Source organism: Candidatus Nitrosopumilus sp. bin_6a (assembly GCF_054095695.1).
Genome location: NZ_JBSWSR010000005.1, coordinates 186,957 through 207,641 on the forward strand (window position 1 = coordinate 186,957; position 20,685 = coordinate 207,641).

Sequence of the window (20,685 nt, forward strand, 5' to 3'; positions counted from 1 at the left end):
TCTAAATTATTTAATCTAAAAAAGTATCTAAATTAATAATATTCTTCGTGAATGTAGCACCACTTCCAAATCTTTTCAGGAACTGCTTGCATCACTGGATGACCTGTTTCTTCAAAGTGTTTTGTTGCGTGTCTCCCAATAGATGAATCACAACAACCCACATGTCCACATGTTAAACACATTCTTAATGCTACAACTGGAAGGTGCTCTTTTTCGCATTCTTCACAACTTTTTGTATTCTGAGACACATTTTTTTCTTGGGAAAAATGCTCGCATTCTTTTGTCATGTTAATATTTTTTCAAAGTATCTTTGTATCTTTTTATCGATTCAATGATTACTGTTTTAGCTTCTTTTGCAGATTTCCATCCTATGATTTCTACTTTCTTTCCTTCCAAATCTTTGTAAACTTGGAAAAAATGTGCAATTTCTGAACGATAATGGTCTTCGATATCTGTAATGTCTGCAGTGTGTAGGTATCTAGGATCATTAGTTGCAACACAAATGATTTTGTCATCTAACTTTCCATCGTCTTTCATCTGAAGTAATCCTATTGGTCTTGCTTCAATTAAGATTCCTGGGTATGTGGGGTTTGTAACCAACACTAGTGCGTCTAATGGATCTCCGTCATCAGACAATGTCTGGGGAATGAGACCATAATCTCCGGGATAATGAAATGGTGAAAACAATACTCTGTCTAATTTTATCATGTTGTGCTTTTTGTCGTATTCGTATTTGTTCATGGATCCTTTGGGAATCTCCACAATAGCATTAATGATTTCTGGAATGTCTGTACCTGGTTCTATGTCGTGCCAAAAATTCTTACTCATTTTCTAGCTCTTGGTCTGGATATTCAGTATATGAATTCTATGAAATAATTACTCTTTTTTATAACATAGGTGTATTTGGCAAAATATTGATCATACAAAATCACTTGTATTTGGAATGACTTTGTATATCTTTACAGTGTATTCTCCCTCAAACACATTTACAAATTCTCCTGTACTGGAATCAAGATTTCTGACTCTGAATTTGTATTCATAAGAGCCATCCCCTTTTGCATCTATTTGTGCAAAGTGAACGGGATCTTCTCCTTTGTAAAATTGAATGATGATTGGATATCTTTCAGCTACATCTGATGCCTCCCCCTTTACAAATCCCCATGGGAGTTTGTTGTCTAAAGGAACATTCATTGTAGTGATTGTTTCTTCTAAACTAACTTTATCATTTATCGGTGTTACAGTGATTTGATTGGTCTCAGCAGATATTTCTGCTGGAATTAACATTGCTCCAAATACTGTCATAATTGATGCAATTAACAAGAGATTTGTTTTACCATTCATTTCAATCATAGTTTTTCAAAGTCACTTAAAAAATTTGTTACTAATTCATTCCAGTTTGATTGGATTATGGTAGTTCTTCCTCTAAATCACAGCATGCTTTGTGAACCCATTGCTCTTTGCTGTTTTTTAGAATTTCTTTACCTGTCTTAATGACATCTCCGCATTCTGAGCATTTTCCATTAAATCTGGCCTTCATGCTGTATTTGACATTTCTATCTAATTTTAATCAGGCTATTGATTAAATTTTGATTTTGAGATACTTTGAAGCCCCAATTATGCCTAATTCTATTCCTTTTTTGTTATGGCTACATATGACGTTTCTTATTTTGGTCTTTTTTCTAGCCTGAAATTGTTATTTTCTGTCTTTGAAATCAATGCCAAACATTCCTTTTTTTCCATATTGTATTTTTCATGATTTTTTACAAAATCTTTGATGGCTTTGGCAATCATGTGAGTGTCTAAATTTTCTTTATTGCTAAGAATTGTCGCTAAGAGGATTTCTTTGGATGTTTCTACCTCTATTTTCCTTTGGTAAATATTCATAGGCTTGATTCGTCTTTTAGATTTTAATCATTACTATTCCTTTATACTAAAATGGACTTTTCTCATTTTGGACATTTTTTGTCAATTTTGTTTTTTGGAATGACATTTCCAATTAGTATTTAATGACTTTGACTTGTAAAGCAAATCATATGGAATCTCCAGATATTGTTGATGACGTTAACTCTTTACTGAAATTAGGTGTCGGTGATCCATATAGATTAGAACATATCAAACAAACTTACATCCAAAATCGAAAAATTTGGATTACTGATGAAAATTATCTCAAAGGTTTGAAGGAGAAATATCTCGTAAAACACACTTCTGACGTTTCATCTGATGAGCCTATTGTTTTTGAAAATGAACCTGTAGATGAGGAAATCATTCATTGTTGGAAATGTGGAAAAAAATGTCCACTAGGTGCAAATTTTTGCATGATTTGCGGTTCATCGTTATTTGAAGTTGGATCAAATAAACAATCTATGGTTGAAGAATCTGTATCTTCAAATTTTAAAAAATTAATTCCGTTAAAAATGCTCATACTTGTAGGAATTCCCGTTTTGATCTTGATTATTTTTGCAACTGCCTATTCTCAAGGTTATTTTGATAGTTCGTTGGAATCATCGTCTGATACAATTAGTTCCATTGAAAATGAAGAAATTTTCTATGGTGTGTATGATTCAAAATGTGGTGATGGAACTGTTCTTGATCCTGACACCAATGCATGTGTGCCTGGTCTGGTATTGGATGCAATTGATTCTGGCGATTCAAAATGCGGTCCTGGAACAATTTTTGATGATGAATCTAATTCATGTGTCCTTCGATAAATGAAATGGTGGACCGAATGGGATTTGAACCCACGACCTTTGCGGGAAATTAATTTCCTTACGCAGTGTGAGTGCGTCATCCAAACCAAACTAGACGACCGGTCCAATTCAATTAATCTAAAGGAGTTTTTTTGTCTTTGCTATCTGGATATGTTACAATTACCTTGGGCTTTATTACTGATTTAAAAAATAACTATCATGTCATTACAAGAATTTGATGCAATAATTGATAGGATGAAATTGGCTTTTGAATATGCCGATAATTTGGGGCAATATGTGGATGCTGCCCGAGTTTTGTATCAGATGAATGATCAACTGCCTGATGACTTGCAACTGATTTTTGAAGAATTGGATGATCCTGAAGCCGCAAAATCATTTGTAAAGAAACATTACACTGAATTAAAGTCTGCAATTGTAGATTATAGGCAAAGATTGATGAATCCCTGATTCTATTTCTTAACGCCGAGATTTCTATTCTTTAGTCGTAAGTATGGATTTCTGCATTTTCTGCATCGTGTGGCATCGATATCATTTCTGCACCCACATTTGAAACAAATTTTCATTACAAGACGTGCTTGCTGAGCAATTCTTTTCTTTTCTGGGTCTGTAACTGGCATTTAGTTTTCTCCTTAATCTCTCTCTTTTATTCTAATCGGATTTTTCCATCTTTCCTGCTAATAATACTGGTACTTGTGCAGGTCTTTTGGCTACTGGGATGTTTGCCTTGTTAAACATGGATACCTTGGATTCTGCTGAACCATAAGTTCCCATCACAATTGCACCTGCATGACCCATTCTCTTTTCTTTAGGTGCTGCTCTTCCTGCAATGTATGCTACAGTTGGTTTGTTAAATCCACTATCGATAATTCTTTGAGCCAAAATTTCTTCAGAATCTCCTCCGATTTCTCCTACCACTACAAGTCCTTCTAAATCTGGAATGTCTTTTACCATCTCAAACGCATCAATTAGTCTTGTGCCATTTACTGGATCTCCTCCGATTCCAATTGTGATTGATTGACCAAATCCGGAATTTGTTAATGCATCAGAAATCTCATAGAGCAATGTTCCGCTTTTTGATAATACTGCAATCTTTCCTGCTTTGAAAGGCATCGGTGGCATAATTCCAATTTTAATTAACTCTGGAATCATTATTCCTGGTGTATTTGGTCCAATGACTACTGCTCCTTTTTGTTTTGCTAACTCTAATGTCTCCATCGTATCTCTAATTGGAACATGCTCTGGAATTGCAACAAGTAATTTGATTCCTGCATTTAATGCGTCTTTAGCAGCTCCTAGAAAGAATTTTGCTGGAACAAAGATTATTGAAATTTTTGCATTTGTTGCATCCACAGCTTCTTGCATTGTATTGTAAATTGGAACTTTGTCTTCAAATTTTTGGCCTCCTTTACCCGGGGTAACTCCTGCAACAACATTGGTTCCATATGCCATCATTTGTTTTGCATGCAGTGAACCATACGCTCCAGTGATTCCTTGAACAATTACGCCCTTTTTTTCATAATCGGGCTCTCCTGGTTTTCCTTTTAGTAGTCCAAAAATATCTGTCATTTCTTTACTCCCATCACTGCTGCGTTAATTGCTTCTTCAACAGAATCAAATATTTTAGTTCTAGAACCTTGAAGCATTTCTTTTGCTTTTTCTGATTCTGTTCCCTTTAGTCTTGAAAAGACTGGCAAGTCAATTAGGTTGTTTTCATATGCTTTGAGAAATGCTTCTGCAACTACGGTTGTCTTGACAATTCCACCATATAGATTTACTAGAATTCCTTTCACTCTTTTTAATTTGCTGATTAAAGTTAATGCTTCATACACTGACTCTGTTGTTGCACCGCCCCCTACATCTAAGAAGCATGCTGGTTTTCCACCATTGTCTGATAACATGTCTAGCGTTGACATTACAAGACCTGCACCGTTTCCAACAACTGCAATATCTCCGTCTAATTCTACAAGGGAAAACCCGCTCTTCTCTGCTTGTTCTTCAATAGCTGTTTTCTCTTGATATTTTTGCAATTCTGGATGTCTAAAGTTACTGTTATCATCTGTTACAAATTTACCATCAAGTGCCATGATTGTATCGTCTTGCATAATCGCTAATGGATTTATTTCCACAAGTTCTGCTTCTTTTTCAATTGTGAGTTTTGATAATTTTTTTAGTGTGTCGACAAACTGTTCTGCGGTGTTTCCTTCTAATCCCATTTCTTTTGCAACTTCTCTTGCAAGTTCATCAGATACGTCTCCTAATCCCACTTCTTTGATAATCTGATTCTTAACTGATTCAATTTCAACTCCTCCTTCTGCTGATGCAATGATGGTATAGCATCTTTTTGAACGATTCAAAAACAATGATAGATACAATTCTTTTTTGATATCTGCCATCTTTTCTAGTAAAATTGCCCTTGCTTTTTCACCTTTAATCGTCAAATCCATCACTTGAGGATATTTCAACTCAAATTCATCATCATTTTGACATTTTTGAATGCCTCCTGCTTTTCCTCTGCCTCCGACTGGAACCTGAATTTTAATTACAAATGGATATCCTAATTCTTTTGCATGTTTTCGACCTTCTTCAATATTGGTCGATGATATGCTATCAAGGAGATTAATTCCATATTCTCGAAACAATTCTTTAGCCTGAAATTCTAGTAATTGCATGCAAAAATCATGAAATTTACGGTCTTTATTAACTATGATACTATTTCAACTGTTCATCTAGAAAATCAATCATTTCTAAAAAGCGATCTTTACTTTTTCTCAATAATTCTTGTGGGTATTCCTCAATTGTAAATACAAACTGTTGGTGAAAACTTGGAACCAATATCCCTCCTGATGTGACCATTTGCTCAATTACATATCCATTGGTAAGTGTACAAACAATTTCTTCATAGGACTCTTCCTCTTCTTCAAGAGTTTGTCTATACAGGACTATTGGTTTGTTTGTCTTTGCTACTATGTTTGACCCCTTTTCTAACAGATCTGATAAATGCTGAATCTGCCATGCATCCAGACTGATCTGCTTTACCATGATAGTAATACGTCATTTTTCTATTTAACCGTAATAAAACAACGCATCTTCACAACATGTCGTTAATAAAATCACATTAATTTAGAATTTAAAATAAAGAAAATGATTTGGCACTTATGCCATATCTAATGCTCTAGAATGTTTTCTTGTATGTGGTCTTTCTCCTGCATACTTTCTTCTCATGTGTCCAGATGGTCTTCCATAGATTAGCTCTAGGAACCAAGACTCATGTTCGATCTCTTCGGCGAGAATATCTTTTGCAATATCATATGTTGCAGGATCTTTGCCTAAAGTCATCTTGCAAATTTTATCCCAATTGACTATTGCTCCTTGTTCTGCTTTGAGACATTTTTCTAGAATTGCCTTGTGATCTGTTGGGTTTGCTGGGAGTTGTAAGAATTCGCAACCAGAAATTTTGATAAATTCTGTTGCATCGTTTGGAAGAGCTCCTCCTAATTGGTAGATTCTTTCAATACATGATTCAAAGTGGCTAAGATCTTCTAGTCTTGCATCTTCGATAATTCCTTTCAGTCCTTCACCTTCCATGCCTGTACAATGTGCTCTGAGATTGGTAAAGTAATAGTATGCAGTAAATTCAACTGCTGCATTTTTGATTAACTCTTTTACCAATTCATCGACATCAAGGCCATTTTGTTTTAGAACATTTATCCCAACAACATTTGGTTTTGATTCGGACATTTGATTATGGGTTTAGTTGTTGTAATAAAAATATTTCATGCTTTTTAGAATTTGATTTCAAGAGGAGATGTGGGAAAATGTGGGTTAGGGAAACCTCGTGTTTTGCTCCTCTGGACTTTGAATTTATCTTGCAATGATGATAAATAAAAAATGTGTTTGCAGTGCACTCATTCTGAATCTGAAATATCTATTCTACTGAAATTCTAATTTTTTGCCCATCGATATCGTCTTCTTTGTATTCTTTACAAGAATCAGTAAAGTTGACTTGTTTGACTCTGACTAAAAATGCTAGTTCTTTGGCTTTCTCTTTTATCATTTCAAGTGACTCTTCATCTAATTCCAAAATTGATGCTACATCTAAAACATCCGTTGGCGTGTATCCTCTTTCTTTTCTTAATGTTTGTAGTCTTCTGGCAATATCTTTTACCAATCCTCTTGCCATCATCTCTTTGTTTCTAGATGTTGAAATTAATACAATGTAGTTGTCTCTTTTTGCAACTGCAAAATTCTCACTTGCATCAAAGTCTATGATAAAGTCCTCGCCATCTAACGAAATTGTTTCCCCGTCAATTTCAAAATTATATTTGGATTCTTTTTGTAATGATGAAATGATTTCTTCAGGATCTGTTTCATTAAATGTTGAAACTAGTTTTCCCATGTGTTGCTTTGCTTTTGGCCCTATTCTTTTTCTTTCCAATTCTACAATTCCTTTTATCGGTAATCCTAATTGTTTTAATTCTAAAATTTGCTCTAGGCCTGATTCTTTTTCAGTTTCAGTAATGATGAATTTTTCAACATTGAGTTGTGATTGTAATAGTTCTGACAATGGTTCTAGTTTTGTTTTTTGACCTTTTTTCACACAAATTTGGGCCTCATTAAGTGGCCACCTTCTCTTCAGTTTTCCTTTCATTCTAGCTGCAGATGATATAGAAACAATGTCCTTCATTATGTCAAATGATTCTTCGATCTCTTCATTGACTAGTGATTCTTGATATGAAGGCCATTTGTCAAGTAGGATGCTTTGTTTTCCTGGAAATACTGTTTGGTATAGATGCTCACTTGTAAATGGACAAAATGGATGAATCAAAATATCTAGTGTTTTGAGCACTTCACTGAGAACTGCATATATTGACAATCGTCTGTTTTTCTTTTCTTCATCCTCGTCCCATAATTCTCCTCTTGTAATTGGAATGTATATCTGACTAAGATTATTAATTATGAAATCGTCAATTGCTTTTGCTCCTTCATGGAATTTACATGTCTGATTTTTTTCAGTTAATACCAGAATCAGTTTTTGAAGTTTCGATAATAACCAAATGTCTGGTGATGTTAATAGATTGTTTTGTTTTGCCCACTCAATTGTGTTTGTTTGGTCAAAATTATCATATTTACTATTTTGTTGAAAATACAGGTGAAGATTGAACAGTGTGTTGATTACCTGATACGGCCTTGACATTAATTCGTCTGTGCTAAAACTTAATGGTTCAATTGGACTTGCTTTCCACATGAAATAGAATCTAATAAGATCTGCTGGGTATTTTTGAAGTAATTCTGCTCCTTCTAGAACATTGCCTTTGCTTTTACTCATTTTTCCGCCTTTTTCATCTAGAACATGACCTTGAAACAAGAATGCTTTGTATGGTGGTGTTGGAGCATTGTTTAGAATTACATTTTCAATAAGTAGAGTATATGCCCACCCTCTAGTTTGATCAATTCCTTCTGTGAAAAATGGTGCTGGAATTTCTTTTTTGTATTCTTCATCAGTTAATGACGAATATGGCGCAGAACCACTGTTGTGCCATGTGTCTAGCACATACTCTTCTCTTTTTGTATTGACGCTGTTGCATTTTTTACATTTTATTGTAATGTTGTCAATCCATGGCCTATGTAGTTCAAAATTAGGCCCGTCAGGTAATTTGTCTGCTGATTCTACGATATCTTTTCTTGTAAAAAACCAGTTCTTTTCACCGCAGTCTTCACAATTCCAAACTGGTAGAGGACATCCCCAAATTCTTTCTCTGGAAATACACCATGGATGCCTTTCTTTAATAATTCCAAGAAATCTGTTTTTTGGCTGCTCAAAAAAATATTCTACGCTTTCTGCCGCATCAATTGCCTTGTTTTCTAATCTGTCTAATTTGTAAAACCATCCTTTTCTTGCGAGCCAGACAATTGGATGGTGTGATCTCCAGCATAGTGGATATTTGTGTTTGATTTTGCCAATTTTTACTAATGCATCATGTTCCTTGAGATCTTCTACAATTCCTTTGTCTGCATCTCTTACAAACATCCCTTGATATTTTCCTGCCTTGTCTGTGAATTTTACCTCATCATCAATGGGGCTAAAAATTTTGACTTTTCTTTTATTTGCAATCTTGATGTCTTCTTCTCCATTTGCAGGTGATAAATGCACTAGTCCACTACCAGTACTTGCATCAACAAATGTTTCAGATACTGCAACATGATAGTTCTCTAATTTTGAAATCTCATTTAATTCTGGAATTAAATCTAATAATGGATGAGTATATTTTTTCCCTTCAAATTCTGAACCTTTTACCAATTTTTCAATTTCATATTTTTCAACTTTTACTTCTGTCATGAATTCCTCTAATCTGGTTTTTCCAACTACCCATGTTTCATCTTCTACTTTGACATATGCATAATCTTCTTCAGGCTGTAACCCCACCATCGCATCAGTAACGAGAGTAAAAGGCATCGTAGTCCATACTATCAAAAATGCATCCTCGTTGACTAATTTGACCTTGTAATATAGGGACGGATCTTTTACTTCTTCATATCCTTGGTTAACTTCTGCATGACTAAGTGATGTCTGACAGCTTGGACAATATGCAATTACTGTAAAATCTTCTTCTAGAATTTTGTTTTCATATGCTTTTCTGAGGACTTGCCATTCTCTTTCAATAAATTCATCTCTAAAAGTCCAATATGCTTTTTCATGATTAAATGACATTCCTAACAACTCGTCAACTTCTACCCATGTCTTGTTGAATTTCTTTACAACTTTTTTACACTCTGATACTATTCTCTCAACTCCAAATTCTTTGATAGCTTCTGTCTTGCCTCCTGATACTCCAAGCTCTTTTTCAACTTGTAATTCCACAGGAAGTCCTTGTGTATCCCATCCTCCATTAAATTCAATTTTTTTCCCTTGAAGTGTATTGAATCTATACCACAAATCTTTGATGACTCTTCCTCTAAGATGACCTGCATGTGGAATTCCATTCATTGTTGGAGGACCTTCTATGAATCGAATTTTTTCAGGTTTGTCTGATGCAAAAATTTGTTTTTCCAAATCTATTGATTTGATGTATTCTTTCACCTGAACTTCTATTGCTTTTGCATCAAATTTGGTGGATAGTTCCATCTGGATTTTGGTATGTTTGTGGCATTATAAAGCTAAATTGGTTTTCTGAGACTTGGATTATATAATTGGGGGGACGATAATTTTTGTTGGTAAATGTCTTAGTGATAGGTTCTGGTGGACGAGAACACGCATTGTCTTGGAAATTATCTCAAAGCAGTAAGGTTGACACTGTTTTTACTGCTCCTGGAAATGGGGGTACTCAAAACAATGTTCCTATTAATGTGGATGATTTGGATGGTCTGGCAGATTTTGCTCAAAAAAATAATTGTTTCACTGTGGTAGGCCCCGAGGATCCTCTTGCCGCAGGGATTGTAGATAAATTCAACAAACTTGATCTTCCAATTTTTGGACCCACTCAGAAAGCAGCCCAACTTGAATCCAGCAAGATTTGGGCAAAAAATTTCATGAAACGAAATGAAATTCCTACTGCCCATTTTGAAATTTTTGATGATCCTAAAAAAGCTCAAGAATATGTAAAATCCCTTGATTACAATGTAGTTGTAAAGGCAGATGGTCTGGCAGCTGGAAAAGGAGTCATTGTCTGTGATAATACTGATGAGGCTATATCTGCAATCCAGACAATCCTTGTAAAGAAGACCTTTGGTGATGCTGGAAATCGAATAATTGTTGAAGAAAGAATCGATGGAATTGAGGCATCATATATTGCACTATCTGATGGCAATGTTGCTATTCCTATGGCCTCAAGTCAGGACCACAAGAGAATTTTTGATAATGATGAGGGTCCTAATACTGGTGGGATGGGTGCATATTCTCCAACTCCTATAATTGATGATAATTTAGCAAAAATCATACAAGAACAAATAATTGAAAAGACAATTCTTGCAATGAAAAATGAAGGGATTTTGTTTAAAGGATTTTTGTATGCTGGTATCATGATTAGAGATGGTAAACCATATGTTTTAGAATACAATGTTCGAATGGGTGATCCTGAATGCCAGCCAATCACGATGAGGATGGATTTTGATTTGTATGATTATTTTGTTGCAAGTGTTGATGGCACATTGTCTTCTTTGCCTACAGCTTTGTGGAAACCCCAATTCGCAGTATGTGTTGTTTTGGCATCAAAGGGTTATCCTGAATCTTATTCCAAAAATGATGAAATTTCTGGATTTGATTCTATTCCAAAGAATTCTGTTGTTTTTCACGCTGGCACAAAAAAATCTGATGGCAAAATTCTTTCAAATGGTGGACGTGTATTGGGTGTTACTGCGTTAGGTGATACCCTAAATTCTGCAATTACAAATGCATATTCTGCAGCTGAGAAAATCAATTGGTCTCAAAAATACAATAGATGTGATATTGGAAAAAAGGGATTGTCTTATCTCTGAGTTTGTAGCATTTTATCTTCAGTTACAATCCAATCAATTAATACATCATGATCTGACTTTGGAATATTTTTGATGATTTGTTTTTCTAATGTAAGTGAAATTGTTGTAATCTTATTTTTGGCCAAAAATCTATCGTAAAACCCGTGACCGTATCCCAATCTTACTCCGATGGGAGATATTCCTACAGTTGGGACCAATATCACGTCTAGATTATTATCTACTGGACAGTCGTCTTTTGGCTCCATAATGTCAAAACTACCTTGTTCTAGGCTTGAAAAACTGGTAATTTTTCTAAATTCCATGGTGTCTCCTACAACTTTTGGCAAAAAAACCTCTTTTCCTTGACTGAGTAATTCTTGGATGATATCTTGTGTGAATATCTCACTTCCTATTGGATAGTATGCGCCAATTTTTTGAGCATTTTTGAAGGCAAATATTTTTTTTAATTTTTTTTGTATGTTTGCACTTGCAATCTTCATTAAATCAAATGATGTATTGTCTCTTTTTTCTAAAAGAAGATTTCGTAGTGATTCTTTTTCAGGATTATTGGCCAATTTTACTACTCAATGATGCTGCAGTGATTGTATTTTTTAAAAGCATTGCAACTGTCATAGGTCCAACTCCTCCGGGAACCGGTGTTGCAAAAGATGCTTTTTTAATTATCTCGTCATAATCTGAATCTCCTACTAGTTTATCTTGGAATCTTGAAATTGCAACATCAATTACAATTGCCCCTTCTTTGATCATTTGAGGAGTTAGTGTGAATCTATTTCTATCTCCCACTGCAGTAATTATAATGTCTGCTGATTGACACAATTCAGTTAGATTTTTGGTTTTGGAATGACATGTGATTACTGTAGCATTTTTTTCTAACAGCAAGTGATATAGTGGCTTTCCTACCAAGTTACTTCTGTTGATCAATACTATGTTTTTTCCTTCTAAATCAACACCGTGATGATCAAACATTTCCATGACTCCTGATGGAGTGCATGCCACTAATGCTGCCTTTTTCATTGCAAGCAATCCTGCATTATGTGGAGTTAAACCATCCACATCTTTTAATGGTGATATCCTCGAGGTGGTAGTAAATTCATCTAGTTGTTTTGGCAGGGGAAGCTGTACTAGAATTCCGTGAACTGTGTTATCTGAATTTAGTTCATCAATAATTTTTGTTAATTCTGATTGCGTGATGTTGGCATCAAGTTTATGGTCTTTGGTTATTATTCCAACTTCTTCACATGCTTTGTGCTTGTTTCTTACATATGTGGCAGAAGCGGGGTTATCTCCGACTAGTACTGTGGCTAAACATGGGGAAATTCCTTGATTTTTCAACTCTGTAACAGCTTTTTTGACTCTGTCTTTAACTGATTGGGCAATAATCTTGCCATCAATCCTGACTCCTACCATGCCATGATTTTGATTTGTAGATATTTAATTCTTGGAATTTATGTTGAAATTCATGGAAAAGAAATTAAATGGTTGTTTTACTAGTCATGTCATGTTTGTAATGATAGCAGATATCCAACTAAAAGACGGTGCTGAAGAAGATTTCAAAAACTGGTTTGCTGAATCAAACAAAGTATTGTCTAACTTTCCTGGGTTTATCTCAAGAAGATTCTTGAAGTCTTCTGATGGTAGCTATAGAATTCTTGTAGAACATGAGAGCAAAGAGACATTTATCAAAATGCACCAAAGCCCTGAACATGAAAAAATTCATCCAACTGGACATTCATTTATGAGTGCAGATCCTCAAAGAAAAACATACACTGTAGCTGCTGAATAAAATTGAAACTAGAGTATGACTTAGACACATACATTGAAAAAATAAAAAACAATTCTTCTTACTTTGATACTTTTATCAACAAAGAAAGTTTAGCTGCGGGGATACTGGTTTTAAAACCTGGAGAAGAAGATACACAAACCCCACACGAAAGTGATGAAGTATATTTTGTCCTTTCTGGAAATGGTTTTTTAAAAATTAAAAACAAGGATTACAAAGTTTCTAAAAATAAATTATTTTTTGTAGCAAAAGATGTGGAACATTTTTTCCACGGTAATACAAAAGAACTCCAAGTATTGTATTTTTTTGGTGGACCTGATTCCTAGCTGATTATAGTTCTTCTTCCAGATATTTTGATTTTTTTTCTGGCAAAAAGATTTACTGCCTCAGGATAAATCCTGTGTTCCTCTTTTAGAATTCTTTTTGCAAGTGTTTCTTCTGTATCTTTTTCATCTACTTTTACAACAGCTTGGATGATTACCGGACCTGTGTCCATTCCTGCATCTACAAAGTGCACTGAGCATCCTGATACTTTGGCTCCATATTCTAATGCCTGTTTTTGTGAGTTTAATCCTGGAAACGCAGGAAGCAAGGCTGGATGTATGTTGATTATCCTGTTTTTGTACTTCTTTACAAATTCTGGACTGATAATTCTCATAAATCCTGCAAGACACACAAGACCATTTTTTGGTGTTACTCCATGCTTTGTCAGAGATGAAATAATTTTTTTATCGTATTCTGCTCTGCTCCCTTTGAATCCTTTACTTTCGATCACTTCAATTTTTACCCCTAATTTTTCTGCAATTTTTAGTCCCTTTGCATCTGGTTTATTGGAAATTACTATGGCTGGATTGATTGGAATTTTTTTCTTTTTAATTGCCTTTAAGATAGATTCCATGTTGCTCCCGCGACCTGAAATTAGAATTCCTAGATTTAGCAACTAGTCAATACTAGATCAAACCTGCAATTTATATCAAATCCAAATACTTTGACTTTTGTTGCCTAAAAAAGTCAGGATGACAAAAAATGGAATCCTGTGTGAGGTCAATGATCAACGAGTTTACTTGGATCCAAAAAATGGTGATATTGCTGGGATCAATTTTGTCTCTCATGCTCATTCTGATCATCTTCCCTCAAAAAATGGTGGTACTATTCTCTCTTCTATTGAAACCAATGAGATTGCTAATTTGCGTGGCTTTAAGATGGAAAATCATATTGAATGCCATGATGATTTTTCTCTAATTAACAGTGGCCATATTCTTGGATCTAAAGGTCTTCTCTTTGATGATATTTTCTATACTGGGGATGTTTGCACTAGAGACCGTGGATTTCTCAAAGGAGCAAAAATCCCAAAATGTAAAACTCTGATCACTGAATGCACTTTTGGTTTACCTGAGTTTGTTTTTCCAAAACTTGACGACACTCTAAAACAAGTAAATGAATTAATTTCTGAACTTTATGGCAAGGGTATACCCGTTATTTTGATGGGTTATCAGTTAGGAAAAGCACAAACCATCACTCAGTTTTTTGGTCACTGGGGTCCTCTATATCTGCATGATTCTGTAAAAGATATGAATTCACTACATCAAAAATTTGGGGTATCTCTCAAAGATGGAATTGGGCACACTGAGGCTGAAAAAAAAGGATTGTTGGAAAAAAAACCTTGGATAATGGTTGCTCCAATGATGTCAAGTAAAAATAAGTTTGTTCAAGATATGAAATCAAAATATGGTGCTGTGACAATTGGGTTTAGTGGATGGGCACAATCAACTAAATTCTCTTTTGGACGGCGTACAGATTACTCTATTCCGATGAGTGATCACTGTGATTACAATGAATTAATTGATTTGGTGATTCAATCTGGTGCAGAACAAGTATACACCATACATGGTTTTGTCGATGAATTTGCAGAAGATTTGAGAAAACGTGGTATTAGTGCACAACCATTGCTTGAAAATTCTTTAGATGATTTTACTTAGTAAACTCGTTACATTCACAATTTTCAACTAGACACGTTTCTGCATTTCTGATATGATCATGGGAAAAGTGTTTGCATTTTTCATTTTTACAAATTCGCCTCTGAGCTTCTTTTTGTACTACCAATTGGGCAATTTGATTTGCTTTATCCTTTGTGTATCCTTTTTTATCGATATAGAAATGAACTACTCTGTTGTAAAGCATTTCTGGGTTGAATTGTTTTTCTAACAATACTGTCTCTTCCTATTTCCTCTTCTAAAACTTGATCCCTTATGACAGTCACATTTACAACTCAAATCATTACAGAATCCTCGATTATTTTTCATCATGTTTTTAATTGTCAATTATGGTATTTGAAGGACTCTTCTTAATGACTAATCATTTGTTTAGTAAAAATCAAAAAAATTGAAATTTTTATACATGTATCTTTGGATTTATTTTAAAATCATGCCTATGTCCATCAGATTTGTATGAGTTGCGTGGGTGATGATGTTTCCTTTTTGTTTTTGAAAGAATCTTCCTGAATCGCTATTTTTAAGAAATTCTTTCATTGTGTCTAAATCTATTTTGACGTTTTCAGTAATTGCCCCTGCAAAAACAGAATTGCCATCAATACCGTCTGTACCTGCAGATGCAATAACTATTTTTTTTGATTTTTGAGTATTTTTTAATAATCTTAAAACTAATTCTTGATTTCTGCCGCCCATACCCTTTCCCAAAACTTTGACTGTTGGCTCTCCTCCAAATATAATACATGTTTTTTTACTAGTTGAAATTTTATCGAGAATTTCTGTAACTACTTTTTTTATGTCTCCAAAAACATGCCTTATGTCAACGGTATATCCAATTTCTTCCGCTTTTTCTTTCATTGCTTTTAGACAATCATCGTTATTTGCAATGACAAAATTTTCAATCTTAGCTTTTTTTGGAGTTTCATCTTGTTTTTGATTCATCCTGTTTTCTAATAATCTTAAAACCTCTTCTGGTATCTTCCATTTTATTTTGTATTTGTCGATAATTTCCAATGCATCTGCATATGTTGTGTCATCCATGTATGTTGTACCTGATGCAATAGATGAAAGATCGTCTCCTTCAACATCTGACATTACCAAACTGACTCCGTGGCATTTCATATTTTCAACAAGCTTTCCTCCCTTGATTTTAGATAGGTGTTTTCTAATGCAGTTGAATTCTTGAATTGTAGCTCCTGATTTTAATAGAACATTTGTAACATGTATTTTGTCATCTAGAGTAATCTCATCTGGTATTGCTAAAAGTGAAGACCCTCCACCTGATACTAGAAAAATTATCAATTCGTCACTGCGCTTATTTTGAACAAATTTCATGACTTCTTTAGCTGCCTTTACGCTTGTTTGATCTGGTTTAGGGTGTCTTGAGTTGAAAATCTGGAATTTTTTACCTTTGATCATTGATTTTGAGCCTTTGGGAATTACTATTATTCCACTTTTAATTGGGATAATTGCATTTAACGCCCTGGTCATAGAATCTCCTGCTTTTCCAAATGCTACTGAATAGATGTTCGAATATTTCTCAAGATTGAATGATTTGTCTTTGATTTTGATTTCATTAGGTGTTACAAATTTTGCAATTATGTTTTCTGGATTTGCTGCTTGAAATCCTGCCTCTAAAATTTGCAAACACTCTTTTTTCTTGTCTGTCGTTGCCAAGTCGTCAAAATTTTGGATAATCATACTGTCACTCGGTAATGCAAGATATAATAATAATCAATGATGCCTTTCAGTTATGAATACAGTACGCATTCCAAAAGTTATCAACTTTGGAGAAAATGCACTTGGTGAAACAGAGTATCCAAAAAATGCCCTAATTGTCACAACAGTTCCTCCTGAACTTTCTGACAAATGGATTGCAAGAATGGGAATTAAGGATTACATGTTGTATGACCAAGTAAAACCTGAACCATCAATCGATGACGTCAATGCTGTTATTTCACAATTCAAAGACAAAGATCCATCATGCCTGATTGGACTTGGTGGTGGAAGTTCTATGGATGTAGTAAAATATGCTGCACCTGAGATGAAAAAAGATAAAATCTTGATTCCAACTACATTTGGAACTGGAGCTGAAATGACAACTTATTGTGTTCTGAAATTTGATGGTAAAAAGAAATTGTTACGTGAAGACAGATTTCTAGCCGATATGGCCGTTGTAGATTCATACTTCTTGGATGGAACTCCGCAACAAGTCATAAACAATTCTGTCTGTGATGCATGTGCTCAAGCAACCGAAGGCTATGATAGCAAACTAGGTAATGACTTGACAAGAACTCTATGCAAACAAGCATTTGAGATTCTATATGATGCAATTATGAATGACAAACCAGAAAACTATCCTTACGGATCAATGTTGTCTGGAATGGGATTTGGTAACTGCTCTACAACTTTAGGACATGCTTTGTCCTATGTGTTCTCAAATGAAGGTGTACCTCATGGATATTCATTATCTTCTTGTACCACCGTTGCACACAAGCATAACAAGTCAATCTTCTACGATAGATTCAAAGAGGCAATGGAAAAACTAGGCTTTGATAAACTAGAACTCAAAGCTGATGTTTCAGAAGCTGCTGACACTGTAATGACTGACAAAGGTCACTTGGATCCAAATCCAATTCCAATATCAAAAGATGATGTTGTAAAGTGTCTTGAAGACATCAAAGCAGGTAATTTGTAAAAAATTCAATATTTTTTACTTTTTTTCTATTTTATCTATAAACTGCGAAATTGGCAGCTTGATTAAACTTTTTATTCTAATACTCTGTCGTACTTGTACTTGACAGATAAAAAAATCAAATTTGGTATTCAAAATGGCCTCAATGTTGCAAGAGCTGGCTATACTGAAGACCAAATATTGACAGCATGCATGCTTGCTGATAAAACTGGTTATGATTCAATTTTCTATATGGACCACACTAACGTACCTCAGTGGAAGAATGCAACTGTTCTTGATCCTTGGGTTATGTTATCTGCAATTGCTGCAGTTACAAATAATGTTGAACTGGGAACTTGTGTAACTGATGCTATTAGAAGACATCCATCAAACATTGCACTAGCTGCAATCACTCTTGATAGAGTTTCAAAAGGCCGAGCAATTTTAGGAATCGGAGCAGGTGAGGCCCAAAATCTAAAAGAATTTTGCATTCCATTTGAAAAACCTGTCTCTAAATGGGAAGAACAAATCGAAACCATTCATACTTTGTATCAATCAACTCCTGATAATACTGTAAATTACAAAGGGAAATACTATCAACTCGAAGGTGCATGTTTACAAGCACCTCCAATTAGAAAACCACGCCCACCAACTTACATGGCATCTGGTGGTAAGCGTACACTTGCATTAACAGGAAAATTAGGCGACGGATGGTTGCCAATCGGATATACTCCTGAATTATTTGAAGATCATAAAAAACAAATCGAGTTCTCAATGAATGAGAACAACAGAACCCAAGAAGAAAAAGATAACTTCCAATTTGCTTTAGATATTGATGTTTACTTCTCTGATGATGCTGAAGCATCATGGGCTAAAATGAAAGAAGCCGTCAAAGTAAGTCTATTCAAGCCTGAAATTTTAAGAGTTCACGGATTAAAAGAAATTGAAGGATTTGATTTCGTCAAATACTTTACAGAATACTCCATGTCTGATCAGAGCTGGATTGTAAAGATGAGAGAAGCAGCAACCAAGATTCCTGATGGTGTTGCACGTTCATCTACTGCAGTTGGTACTCCTGAAGATATGATTCCAACATTTGAGAGATTCATGGATGCTGGTGTAAATCACTTTGTTATTAGATTCTGGGGTAAGAACTACTTTGGTTCTATTGACAAATTTGCAAGCCATGTAATGCCTGTATTACGTGAAAAAGCCAAGCAGTAAGACATTCTATAATCTACAGAAAATCATTTAGCATACATGTTACTAGAAATTATTATGGATGAAGACCTTCCTGAATCAGTAAAAAAATGCCTGGATATTTTAGAAGAAAATGTGGAAATCTTGGCAAATCTTGAATATGATTTAGATGATGAAAAGGAAGACGAATTGACTCCTGATATGGGTCTGCACAATTTGTATGATATGACTGAAGATGTTGCAGAGTCAGCAAAGATTAAGCGTGCAGAATCTAATTTTGCAAGGCGTCAAGCTGAAGATTCTTTATGATTTATGAGGTCTTTTCTTTTTAGTAAATGATTTTGCTCTTCGTTTGTTTTTTTGCTTTTCTAGTCTCTTCCTAGTTCGCTCAGTTGCATTTGTTGAACCTTGAATGATTTTTGTCCTACTTCCATCCCTTAACATTATCTCTTTACCCTTGAATCTGTATTCGACATCTCTGCATTTGATGTAATATTTTTTCAAACAAAAAAATATCCTGTTATTTGTCCCATGCATTTCTTTGACTTCTTTTGATTTTTTCAAGTCGTTGAGTATGTTTCGTAATAATCCTTTGTCGATATCAGTAATTCTATGCAATTCTCTAAACCAGATGAACTTTGAATCAGAACCCCATTCTTCTAGAAGATTCAGTGTTATCTTTGTGGCTTCTTCTCTTTCTTCATCTATTTCACTCATTTTCTTATTGTGATTTAATCCTAAATTTAGCAATTTACATTGATGAAGAATTTGAATGAAAAAGTCAAGTTTTAGAATGTTTTTGGCTTTTGATGATTTTTGTGATTTTATTTTATGAGCAAGGACTTCATAACTGAATGCAATGAATTAGAATGTAAGATTTCAGAGATTAAGGCAATGGCAAAAGAATTGGATGATGATTAATCCCTTCGCTTTGATTTTGCTTTTCTTTCCTTAATTCTAGATTTTGTCACTCTAACTGATTGTTTTTGATTATGCTCCATTTTATTTGCAATTGAATCTATTTGTTTGATTATTTTTGCTTGCAGTTCAGGAGAATTTGTTTTTAGTAATTTCTTTTTCAATTTTTTTAATTGATTTGAATATCCTTGATAATCTTCTTTTAGTTCATTTAGGTACGGATCATCCATGATGGTTTTTGATTCATCTTGTATTTTAGGAATTTTGACACTGGATTTATAATATTATTTGTCTTACTTTCTTTGTGCAGTTAACTGGAATTCTTCAAATCAGATCATATGAAAAAGTAAAAGAGTTTTTGAACGATGAGCATGTTGGACGTGTTGCTAGCATCGATGTAAATGGATTTCCTCAAATAATCCCTATGAATTTCGTGTTTCTCAATGATGTTGTTTACATGCATTCACATGTAAAAGGTGAAAAATTAGATAATATGTCTAGAAATAACAAAGTGGGATTTGAGGCAGATCGGGAACTAGAGTTCCTACCTTCGTATTTTGAAGATCCACACAATGCGTCTTTAGCTGATACGTTGTACATCAGCATTGTAATCAAGGGAGTGGCTTCTTTTGTATCTGATAGAGAAGAGAAAACACTTGCACTAAACGGCTTGATGGAAAAATATCAGCCTGAGGGACAATATGATCCGATTCAATCTGATATGCGTGTTTTAGATGCTGTTAGCGTAATCAAAGTTACTCCTCAAACATTGCATGGCAAATACAAAATTGGCCAACACATGAGGTCTGATGACAGGATGATTCTTGCTCAAAAAATCCTGAAGAAAAATTCTCCATCTGCTCGTGAAACATTGAAAATAATGGGGTTTCAGGTAACTGATACTGGTTTGAAAATGGTTGATGAACCTGTATGGTGAATCCTATC

General features: G+C 34.5%; 28 protein-coding genes and 1 tRNA gene. 10 read left to right on the top strand and 19 right to left on the bottom strand.

The window, feature by feature from the left end; genetic code table 11:
- Positions 1-32: 32 nt before the first annotated feature.
- The 5 genes from ACW9XA_RS06865 to ACW9XA_RS06885 form a co-directional block, all read right to left on the bottom strand.
- Positions 33-287: a UBP-type zinc finger domain-containing protein gene (locus tag ACW9XA_RS06865; RefSeq protein ID WP_457763617.1), complete on the bottom strand. Its 255-nt coding sequence runs from the start codon at positions 285-287 to the stop codon at positions 33-35.
- A gap of 1 nt (position 288) precedes the next feature.
- Positions 289-828 (bottom strand): inorganic diphosphatase, encoded by a 540-nt coding sequence (locus ACW9XA_RS06870; protein ID WP_457763618.1) that lies wholly within the window; start codon positions 826-828, stop codon positions 289-291.
- Positions 829-918: 90 nt separating this feature from the next.
- Positions 919-1,350 (bottom strand): hypothetical protein, encoded by a 432-nt coding sequence (locus tag ACW9XA_RS06875; protein ID WP_457763619.1) that lies wholly within the window; start codon positions 1,348-1,350, stop codon positions 919-921.
- Positions 1,351-1,405: 55 nt separating this feature from the next.
- Positions 1,406-1,537 (bottom strand): hypothetical protein, encoded by a 132-nt coding sequence (locus ACW9XA_RS06880; protein ID WP_300324248.1) that lies wholly within the window; start codon positions 1,535-1,537, stop codon positions 1,406-1,408.
- A gap of 125 nt (positions 1,538-1,662) precedes the next feature.
- Positions 1,663-1,884, bottom strand: a complete 222-nt coding sequence (locus tag ACW9XA_RS06885) for a hypothetical protein (RefSeq protein ID WP_457763620.1) — start codon at positions 1,882-1,884, stop codon at positions 1,663-1,665.
- Positions 1,885-2,033: 149 nt separating this feature from the next.
- Here ACW9XA_RS06885 and ACW9XA_RS06890 point away from each other — a divergent pair, with 149 nt between their 5' ends.
- Positions 2,034-2,708: a zinc-ribbon domain-containing protein gene (locus ACW9XA_RS06890; RefSeq protein ID WP_457763621.1), complete on the top strand. Its 675-nt coding sequence runs from the start codon at positions 2,034-2,036 to the stop codon at positions 2,706-2,708.
- A gap of 6 nt (positions 2,709-2,714) precedes the next feature.
- Here ACW9XA_RS06890 and ACW9XA_RS06895 read toward each other — a convergent pair.
- Positions 2,715-2,813 (bottom strand) — tRNA-Val (locus ACW9XA_RS06895).
- A gap of 93 nt (positions 2,814-2,906) precedes the next feature.
- On the opposite strand from ACW9XA_RS06895, the gene ACW9XA_RS06900 reads away from it, so the two are divergent.
- A complete protein-coding gene (locus tag ACW9XA_RS06900) occupies positions 2,907-3,155 on the top strand; it encodes a hypothetical protein (protein WP_457763622.1) in 249 nt (82 codons plus the stop codon).
- Positions 3,156-3,157: 2 nt separating this feature from the next.
- On the opposite strand, the gene ACW9XA_RS06905 is transcribed toward ACW9XA_RS06900, so the two are convergent.
- The 6 genes from ACW9XA_RS06905 to ileS all read right to left on the bottom strand — a co-directional run bounded on the left by ACW9XA_RS06905 (position 3,158) and on the right by ileS (position 9,831).
- On the bottom strand, positions 3,158-3,325 hold the full coding sequence (locus tag ACW9XA_RS06905; RefSeq protein ID WP_014965473.1) for a 50S ribosomal protein L40e: 168 nt from the start codon (positions 3,323-3,325) through the stop codon (positions 3,158-3,160).
- A 31-nt stretch (positions 3,326-3,356) separates the two neighbouring features.
- Positions 3,357-4,274 (bottom strand): succinate--CoA ligase subunit alpha, encoded by a 918-nt coding sequence (locus ACW9XA_RS06910; RefSeq protein ID WP_457763623.1) that lies wholly within the window; start codon positions 4,272-4,274, stop codon positions 3,357-3,359.
- Positions 4,271-5,377, bottom strand: coding sequence for a succinate--CoA ligase subunit beta (locus ACW9XA_RS06915; RefSeq protein WP_457763624.1), 1,107 nt, complete (start codon positions 5,375-5,377; stop codon positions 4,271-4,273). The genes ACW9XA_RS06910 and ACW9XA_RS06915 overlap by 4 nt, the downstream gene beginning before the upstream one ends.
- A 40-nt stretch (positions 5,378-5,417) precedes the next feature.
- Positions 5,418-5,747 (bottom strand): hypothetical protein, encoded by a 330-nt coding sequence (locus ACW9XA_RS06920; RefSeq protein WP_457763625.1) that lies wholly within the window; start codon positions 5,745-5,747, stop codon positions 5,418-5,420.
- Between the two features lie 114 nt (positions 5,748-5,861).
- Positions 5,862-6,446, bottom strand: coding sequence for a DNA protection during starvation protein (gene dps, locus ACW9XA_RS06925; RefSeq protein WP_457763626.1), 585 nt, complete (start codon positions 6,444-6,446; stop codon positions 5,862-5,864).
- A 187-nt stretch (positions 6,447-6,633) separates the two neighbouring features.
- Entirely contained in the window at positions 6,634-9,831 is a 3,198-nt protein-coding gene (gene ileS, locus ACW9XA_RS06930) for an isoleucine--tRNA ligase (RefSeq protein WP_457763627.1), read from the bottom strand.
- An 86-nt stretch (positions 9,832-9,917) separates the two neighbouring features.
- On the opposite strand from ileS, the gene purD reads away from it, so the two are divergent.
- Positions 9,918-11,180, top strand: a complete 1,263-nt coding sequence (gene purD, locus ACW9XA_RS06935; RefSeq protein WP_457763628.1) for a phosphoribosylamine--glycine ligase — start codon at positions 9,918-9,920, stop codon at positions 11,178-11,180.
- On the opposite strand, the gene ACW9XA_RS06940 is transcribed toward purD, so the two are convergent.
- Both ACW9XA_RS06940 and ACW9XA_RS06945 read right to left on the bottom strand, forming a co-directional pair.
- Positions 11,171-11,734 carry a 5-formyltetrahydrofolate cyclo-ligase gene (locus tag ACW9XA_RS06940; RefSeq protein ID WP_457763629.1) on the bottom strand — a complete coding sequence of 188 codons (564 nt, stop codon included), beginning with the start codon at positions 11,732-11,734 and terminating at the stop codon, positions 11,171-11,173. The genes purD and ACW9XA_RS06940 overlap by 10 nt on opposite strands.
- Positions 11,724-12,587: a bifunctional 5,10-methylenetetrahydrofolate dehydrogenase/5,10-methenyltetrahydrofolate cyclohydrolase gene (locus ACW9XA_RS06945; protein ID WP_457763630.1), complete on the bottom strand. Its 864-nt coding sequence runs from the start codon at positions 12,585-12,587 to the stop codon at positions 11,724-11,726. The genes ACW9XA_RS06940 and ACW9XA_RS06945 overlap by 11 nt, the downstream gene beginning before the upstream one ends.
- Positions 12,588-12,678: 91 nt before the next feature.
- Here ACW9XA_RS06945 and ACW9XA_RS06950 point away from each other — a divergent pair, with 91 nt between their 5' ends.
- Both ACW9XA_RS06950 and ACW9XA_RS06955 read left to right on the top strand, forming a co-directional pair.
- On the top strand, positions 12,679-12,963 hold the full coding sequence (locus ACW9XA_RS06950; protein WP_457763779.1) for an antibiotic biosynthesis monooxygenase family protein: 285 nt from the start codon (positions 12,679-12,681) through the stop codon (positions 12,961-12,963).
- Positions 12,964-12,965: 2 nt separating this feature from the next.
- A complete protein-coding gene (locus ACW9XA_RS06955) occupies positions 12,966-13,286 on the top strand; it encodes a cupin domain-containing protein (RefSeq protein WP_457763631.1) in 321 nt (106 codons plus the stop codon).
- On the opposite strand, the gene purN is transcribed toward ACW9XA_RS06955, so the two are convergent.
- Entirely contained in the window at positions 13,283-13,900 is a 618-nt protein-coding gene (gene purN / locus ACW9XA_RS06960) for a phosphoribosylglycinamide formyltransferase (protein WP_457763632.1), read from the bottom strand. The two genes, ACW9XA_RS06955 and purN, sit on opposite strands and share 4 nt — an antisense overlap.
- Before the next feature lie 76 nt (positions 13,901-13,976).
- Between purN and ACW9XA_RS06965 the strand changes: the two genes are divergently transcribed.
- Positions 13,977-14,939: an exonuclease gene (locus ACW9XA_RS06965; RefSeq protein WP_457763780.1), complete on the top strand. Its 963-nt coding sequence runs from the start codon at positions 13,977-13,979 to the stop codon at positions 14,937-14,939.
- On the opposite strand, the gene ACW9XA_RS06970 is transcribed toward ACW9XA_RS06965, so the two are convergent.
- Entirely contained in the window at positions 14,932-15,168 is a 237-nt protein-coding gene (locus ACW9XA_RS06970) for a hypothetical protein (protein WP_457763633.1), read from the bottom strand. The genes ACW9XA_RS06965 and ACW9XA_RS06970 overlap by 8 nt on opposite strands.
- Before the next feature lie 203 nt (positions 15,169-15,371).
- A complete protein-coding gene (locus ACW9XA_RS06975) occupies positions 15,372-16,649 on the bottom strand; it encodes a glycerate kinase type-2 family protein (RefSeq protein WP_457763634.1) in 1,278 nt (425 codons plus the stop codon).
- A gap of 52 nt (positions 16,650-16,701) precedes the next feature.
- Between ACW9XA_RS06975 and ACW9XA_RS06980 the strand changes: the two genes are divergently transcribed.
- The 3 genes from ACW9XA_RS06980 to ACW9XA_RS06990 all read left to right on the top strand — a co-directional run bounded on the left by ACW9XA_RS06980 (position 16,702) and on the right by ACW9XA_RS06990 (position 19,131).
- Complete coding sequence (locus ACW9XA_RS06980; protein ID WP_457763635.1) at positions 16,702-17,646, top strand: iron-containing alcohol dehydrogenase; 945 nt, start codon at positions 16,702-16,704, stop codon at positions 17,644-17,646.
- A gap of 93 nt (positions 17,647-17,739) precedes the next feature.
- Complete coding sequence (locus ACW9XA_RS06985) at positions 17,740-18,846, top strand: LLM class flavin-dependent oxidoreductase (protein ID WP_457763636.1); 1,107 nt, start codon at positions 17,740-17,742, stop codon at positions 18,844-18,846.
- Between the two features lie 54 nt (positions 18,847-18,900).
- Entirely contained in the window at positions 18,901-19,131 is a 231-nt protein-coding gene (locus ACW9XA_RS06990; protein WP_457763781.1) for a hypothetical protein, read from the top strand.
- On the opposite strand, the gene ACW9XA_RS06995 is transcribed toward ACW9XA_RS06990, so the two are convergent.
- Entirely contained in the window at positions 19,126-19,539 is a 414-nt protein-coding gene (locus ACW9XA_RS06995) for a hypothetical protein (protein WP_457763637.1), read from the bottom strand. The two genes, ACW9XA_RS06990 and ACW9XA_RS06995, sit on opposite strands and share 6 nt — an antisense overlap.
- A gap of 200 nt (positions 19,540-19,739) precedes the next feature.
- Complete coding sequence (locus ACW9XA_RS07000) at positions 19,740-19,970, bottom strand: hypothetical protein (protein ID WP_457763638.1); 231 nt, start codon at positions 19,968-19,970, stop codon at positions 19,740-19,742.
- Between the two features lie 74 nt (positions 19,971-20,044).
- On the opposite strand from ACW9XA_RS07000, the gene ACW9XA_RS07005 reads away from it, so the two are divergent.
- On the top strand, positions 20,045-20,677 hold the full coding sequence (locus ACW9XA_RS07005) for a pyridoxamine 5'-phosphate oxidase family protein (RefSeq protein WP_457763639.1): 633 nt from the start codon (positions 20,045-20,047) through the stop codon (positions 20,675-20,677).
- Positions 20,678-20,685 lie beyond the last annotated feature (8 nt).

Bases quoted from the DNA above. Each gene is read 5' to 3' on its own strand.
- ACW9XA_RS06920 (WP_457763625.1), bottom strand. From the start codon at position 5,747: ATGGTAAAGCAGATCAGTCTGGATGCATGGCAGATTCAGCATTTATCA.
- ACW9XA_RS06950 (WP_457763779.1), top strand. From the start codon at position 12,679: ATGTTTGTAATGATAGCAGATATCCAACTAAAAGACGGTGCTGAAGAA.
- ACW9XA_RS06915 (WP_457763624.1), bottom strand. From the start codon at position 5,377: ATGCAATTACTAGAATTTCAGGCTAAAGAATTGTTTCGAGAATATGGA.
- ACW9XA_RS06945 (WP_457763630.1), bottom strand. From the start codon at position 12,587: ATGGTAGGAGTCAGGATTGATGGCAAGATTATTGCCCAATCAGTTAAA.
- ACW9XA_RS06885 (WP_457763620.1), bottom strand. From the start codon at position 1,884: ATGAATATTTACCAAAGGAAAATAGAGGTAGAAACATCCAAAGAAATC.
- ACW9XA_RS06910 (WP_457763623.1), bottom strand. From the start codon at position 4,274: ATGACAGATATTTTTGGACTACTAAAAGGAAAACCAGGAGAGCCCGAT.
- ACW9XA_RS06880 (WP_300324248.1), bottom strand. From the start codon at position 1,537: ATGAAGGCCAGATTTAATGGAAAATGCTCAGAATGCGGAGATGTCATT.
- ACW9XA_RS07000 (WP_457763638.1), bottom strand. From the start codon at position 19,970: ATGGATGATCCGTACCTAAATGAACTAAAAGAAGATTATCAAGGATAT.
- ACW9XA_RS06965 (WP_457763780.1), top strand. From the start codon at position 13,977: ATGACAAAAAATGGAATCCTGTGTGAGGTCAATGATCAACGAGTTTAC.
- ACW9XA_RS06890 (WP_457763621.1), top strand. From the start codon at position 2,034: ATGGAATCTCCAGATATTGTTGATGACGTTAACTCTTTACTGAAATTA.
- ACW9XA_RS06870 (WP_457763618.1), bottom strand. From the start codon at position 828: ATGAGTAAGAATTTTTGGCACGACATAGAACCAGGTACAGACATTCCA.
- ileS (WP_457763627.1), bottom strand. From the start codon at position 9,831: ATGGAACTATCCACCAAATTTGATGCAAAAGCAATAGAAGTTCAGGTG.
- ACW9XA_RS06975 (WP_457763634.1), bottom strand. From the start codon at position 16,649: ATGATTATCCAAAATTTTGACGACTTGGCAACGACAGACAAGAAAAAA.
- ACW9XA_RS06995 (WP_457763637.1), bottom strand. From the start codon at position 19,539: ATGAGTGAAATAGATGAAGAAAGAGAAGAAGCCACAAAGATAACACTG.
- ACW9XA_RS06980 (WP_457763635.1), top strand. From the start codon at position 16,702: ATGAATACAGTACGCATTCCAAAAGTTATCAACTTTGGAGAAAATGCA.
- ACW9XA_RS06905 (WP_014965473.1), bottom strand. From the start codon at position 3,325: ATGCCAGTTACAGACCCAGAAAAGAAAAGAATTGCTCAGCAAGCACGT.
- ACW9XA_RS06865 (WP_457763617.1), bottom strand. From the start codon at position 287: ATGACAAAAGAATGCGAGCATTTTTCCCAAGAAAAAAATGTGTCTCAG.
- ACW9XA_RS06990 (WP_457763781.1), top strand. From the start codon at position 18,901: ATGGATGAAGACCTTCCTGAATCAGTAAAAAAATGCCTGGATATTTTA.
- ACW9XA_RS06900 (WP_457763622.1), top strand. From the start codon at position 2,907: ATGTCATTACAAGAATTTGATGCAATAATTGATAGGATGAAATTGGCT.
- dps (WP_457763626.1), bottom strand. From the start codon at position 6,446: ATGTCCGAATCAAAACCAAATGTTGTTGGGATAAATGTTCTAAAACAA.
- ACW9XA_RS06875 (WP_457763619.1), bottom strand. From the start codon at position 1,350: ATGATTGAAATGAATGGTAAAACAAATCTCTTGTTAATTGCATCAATT.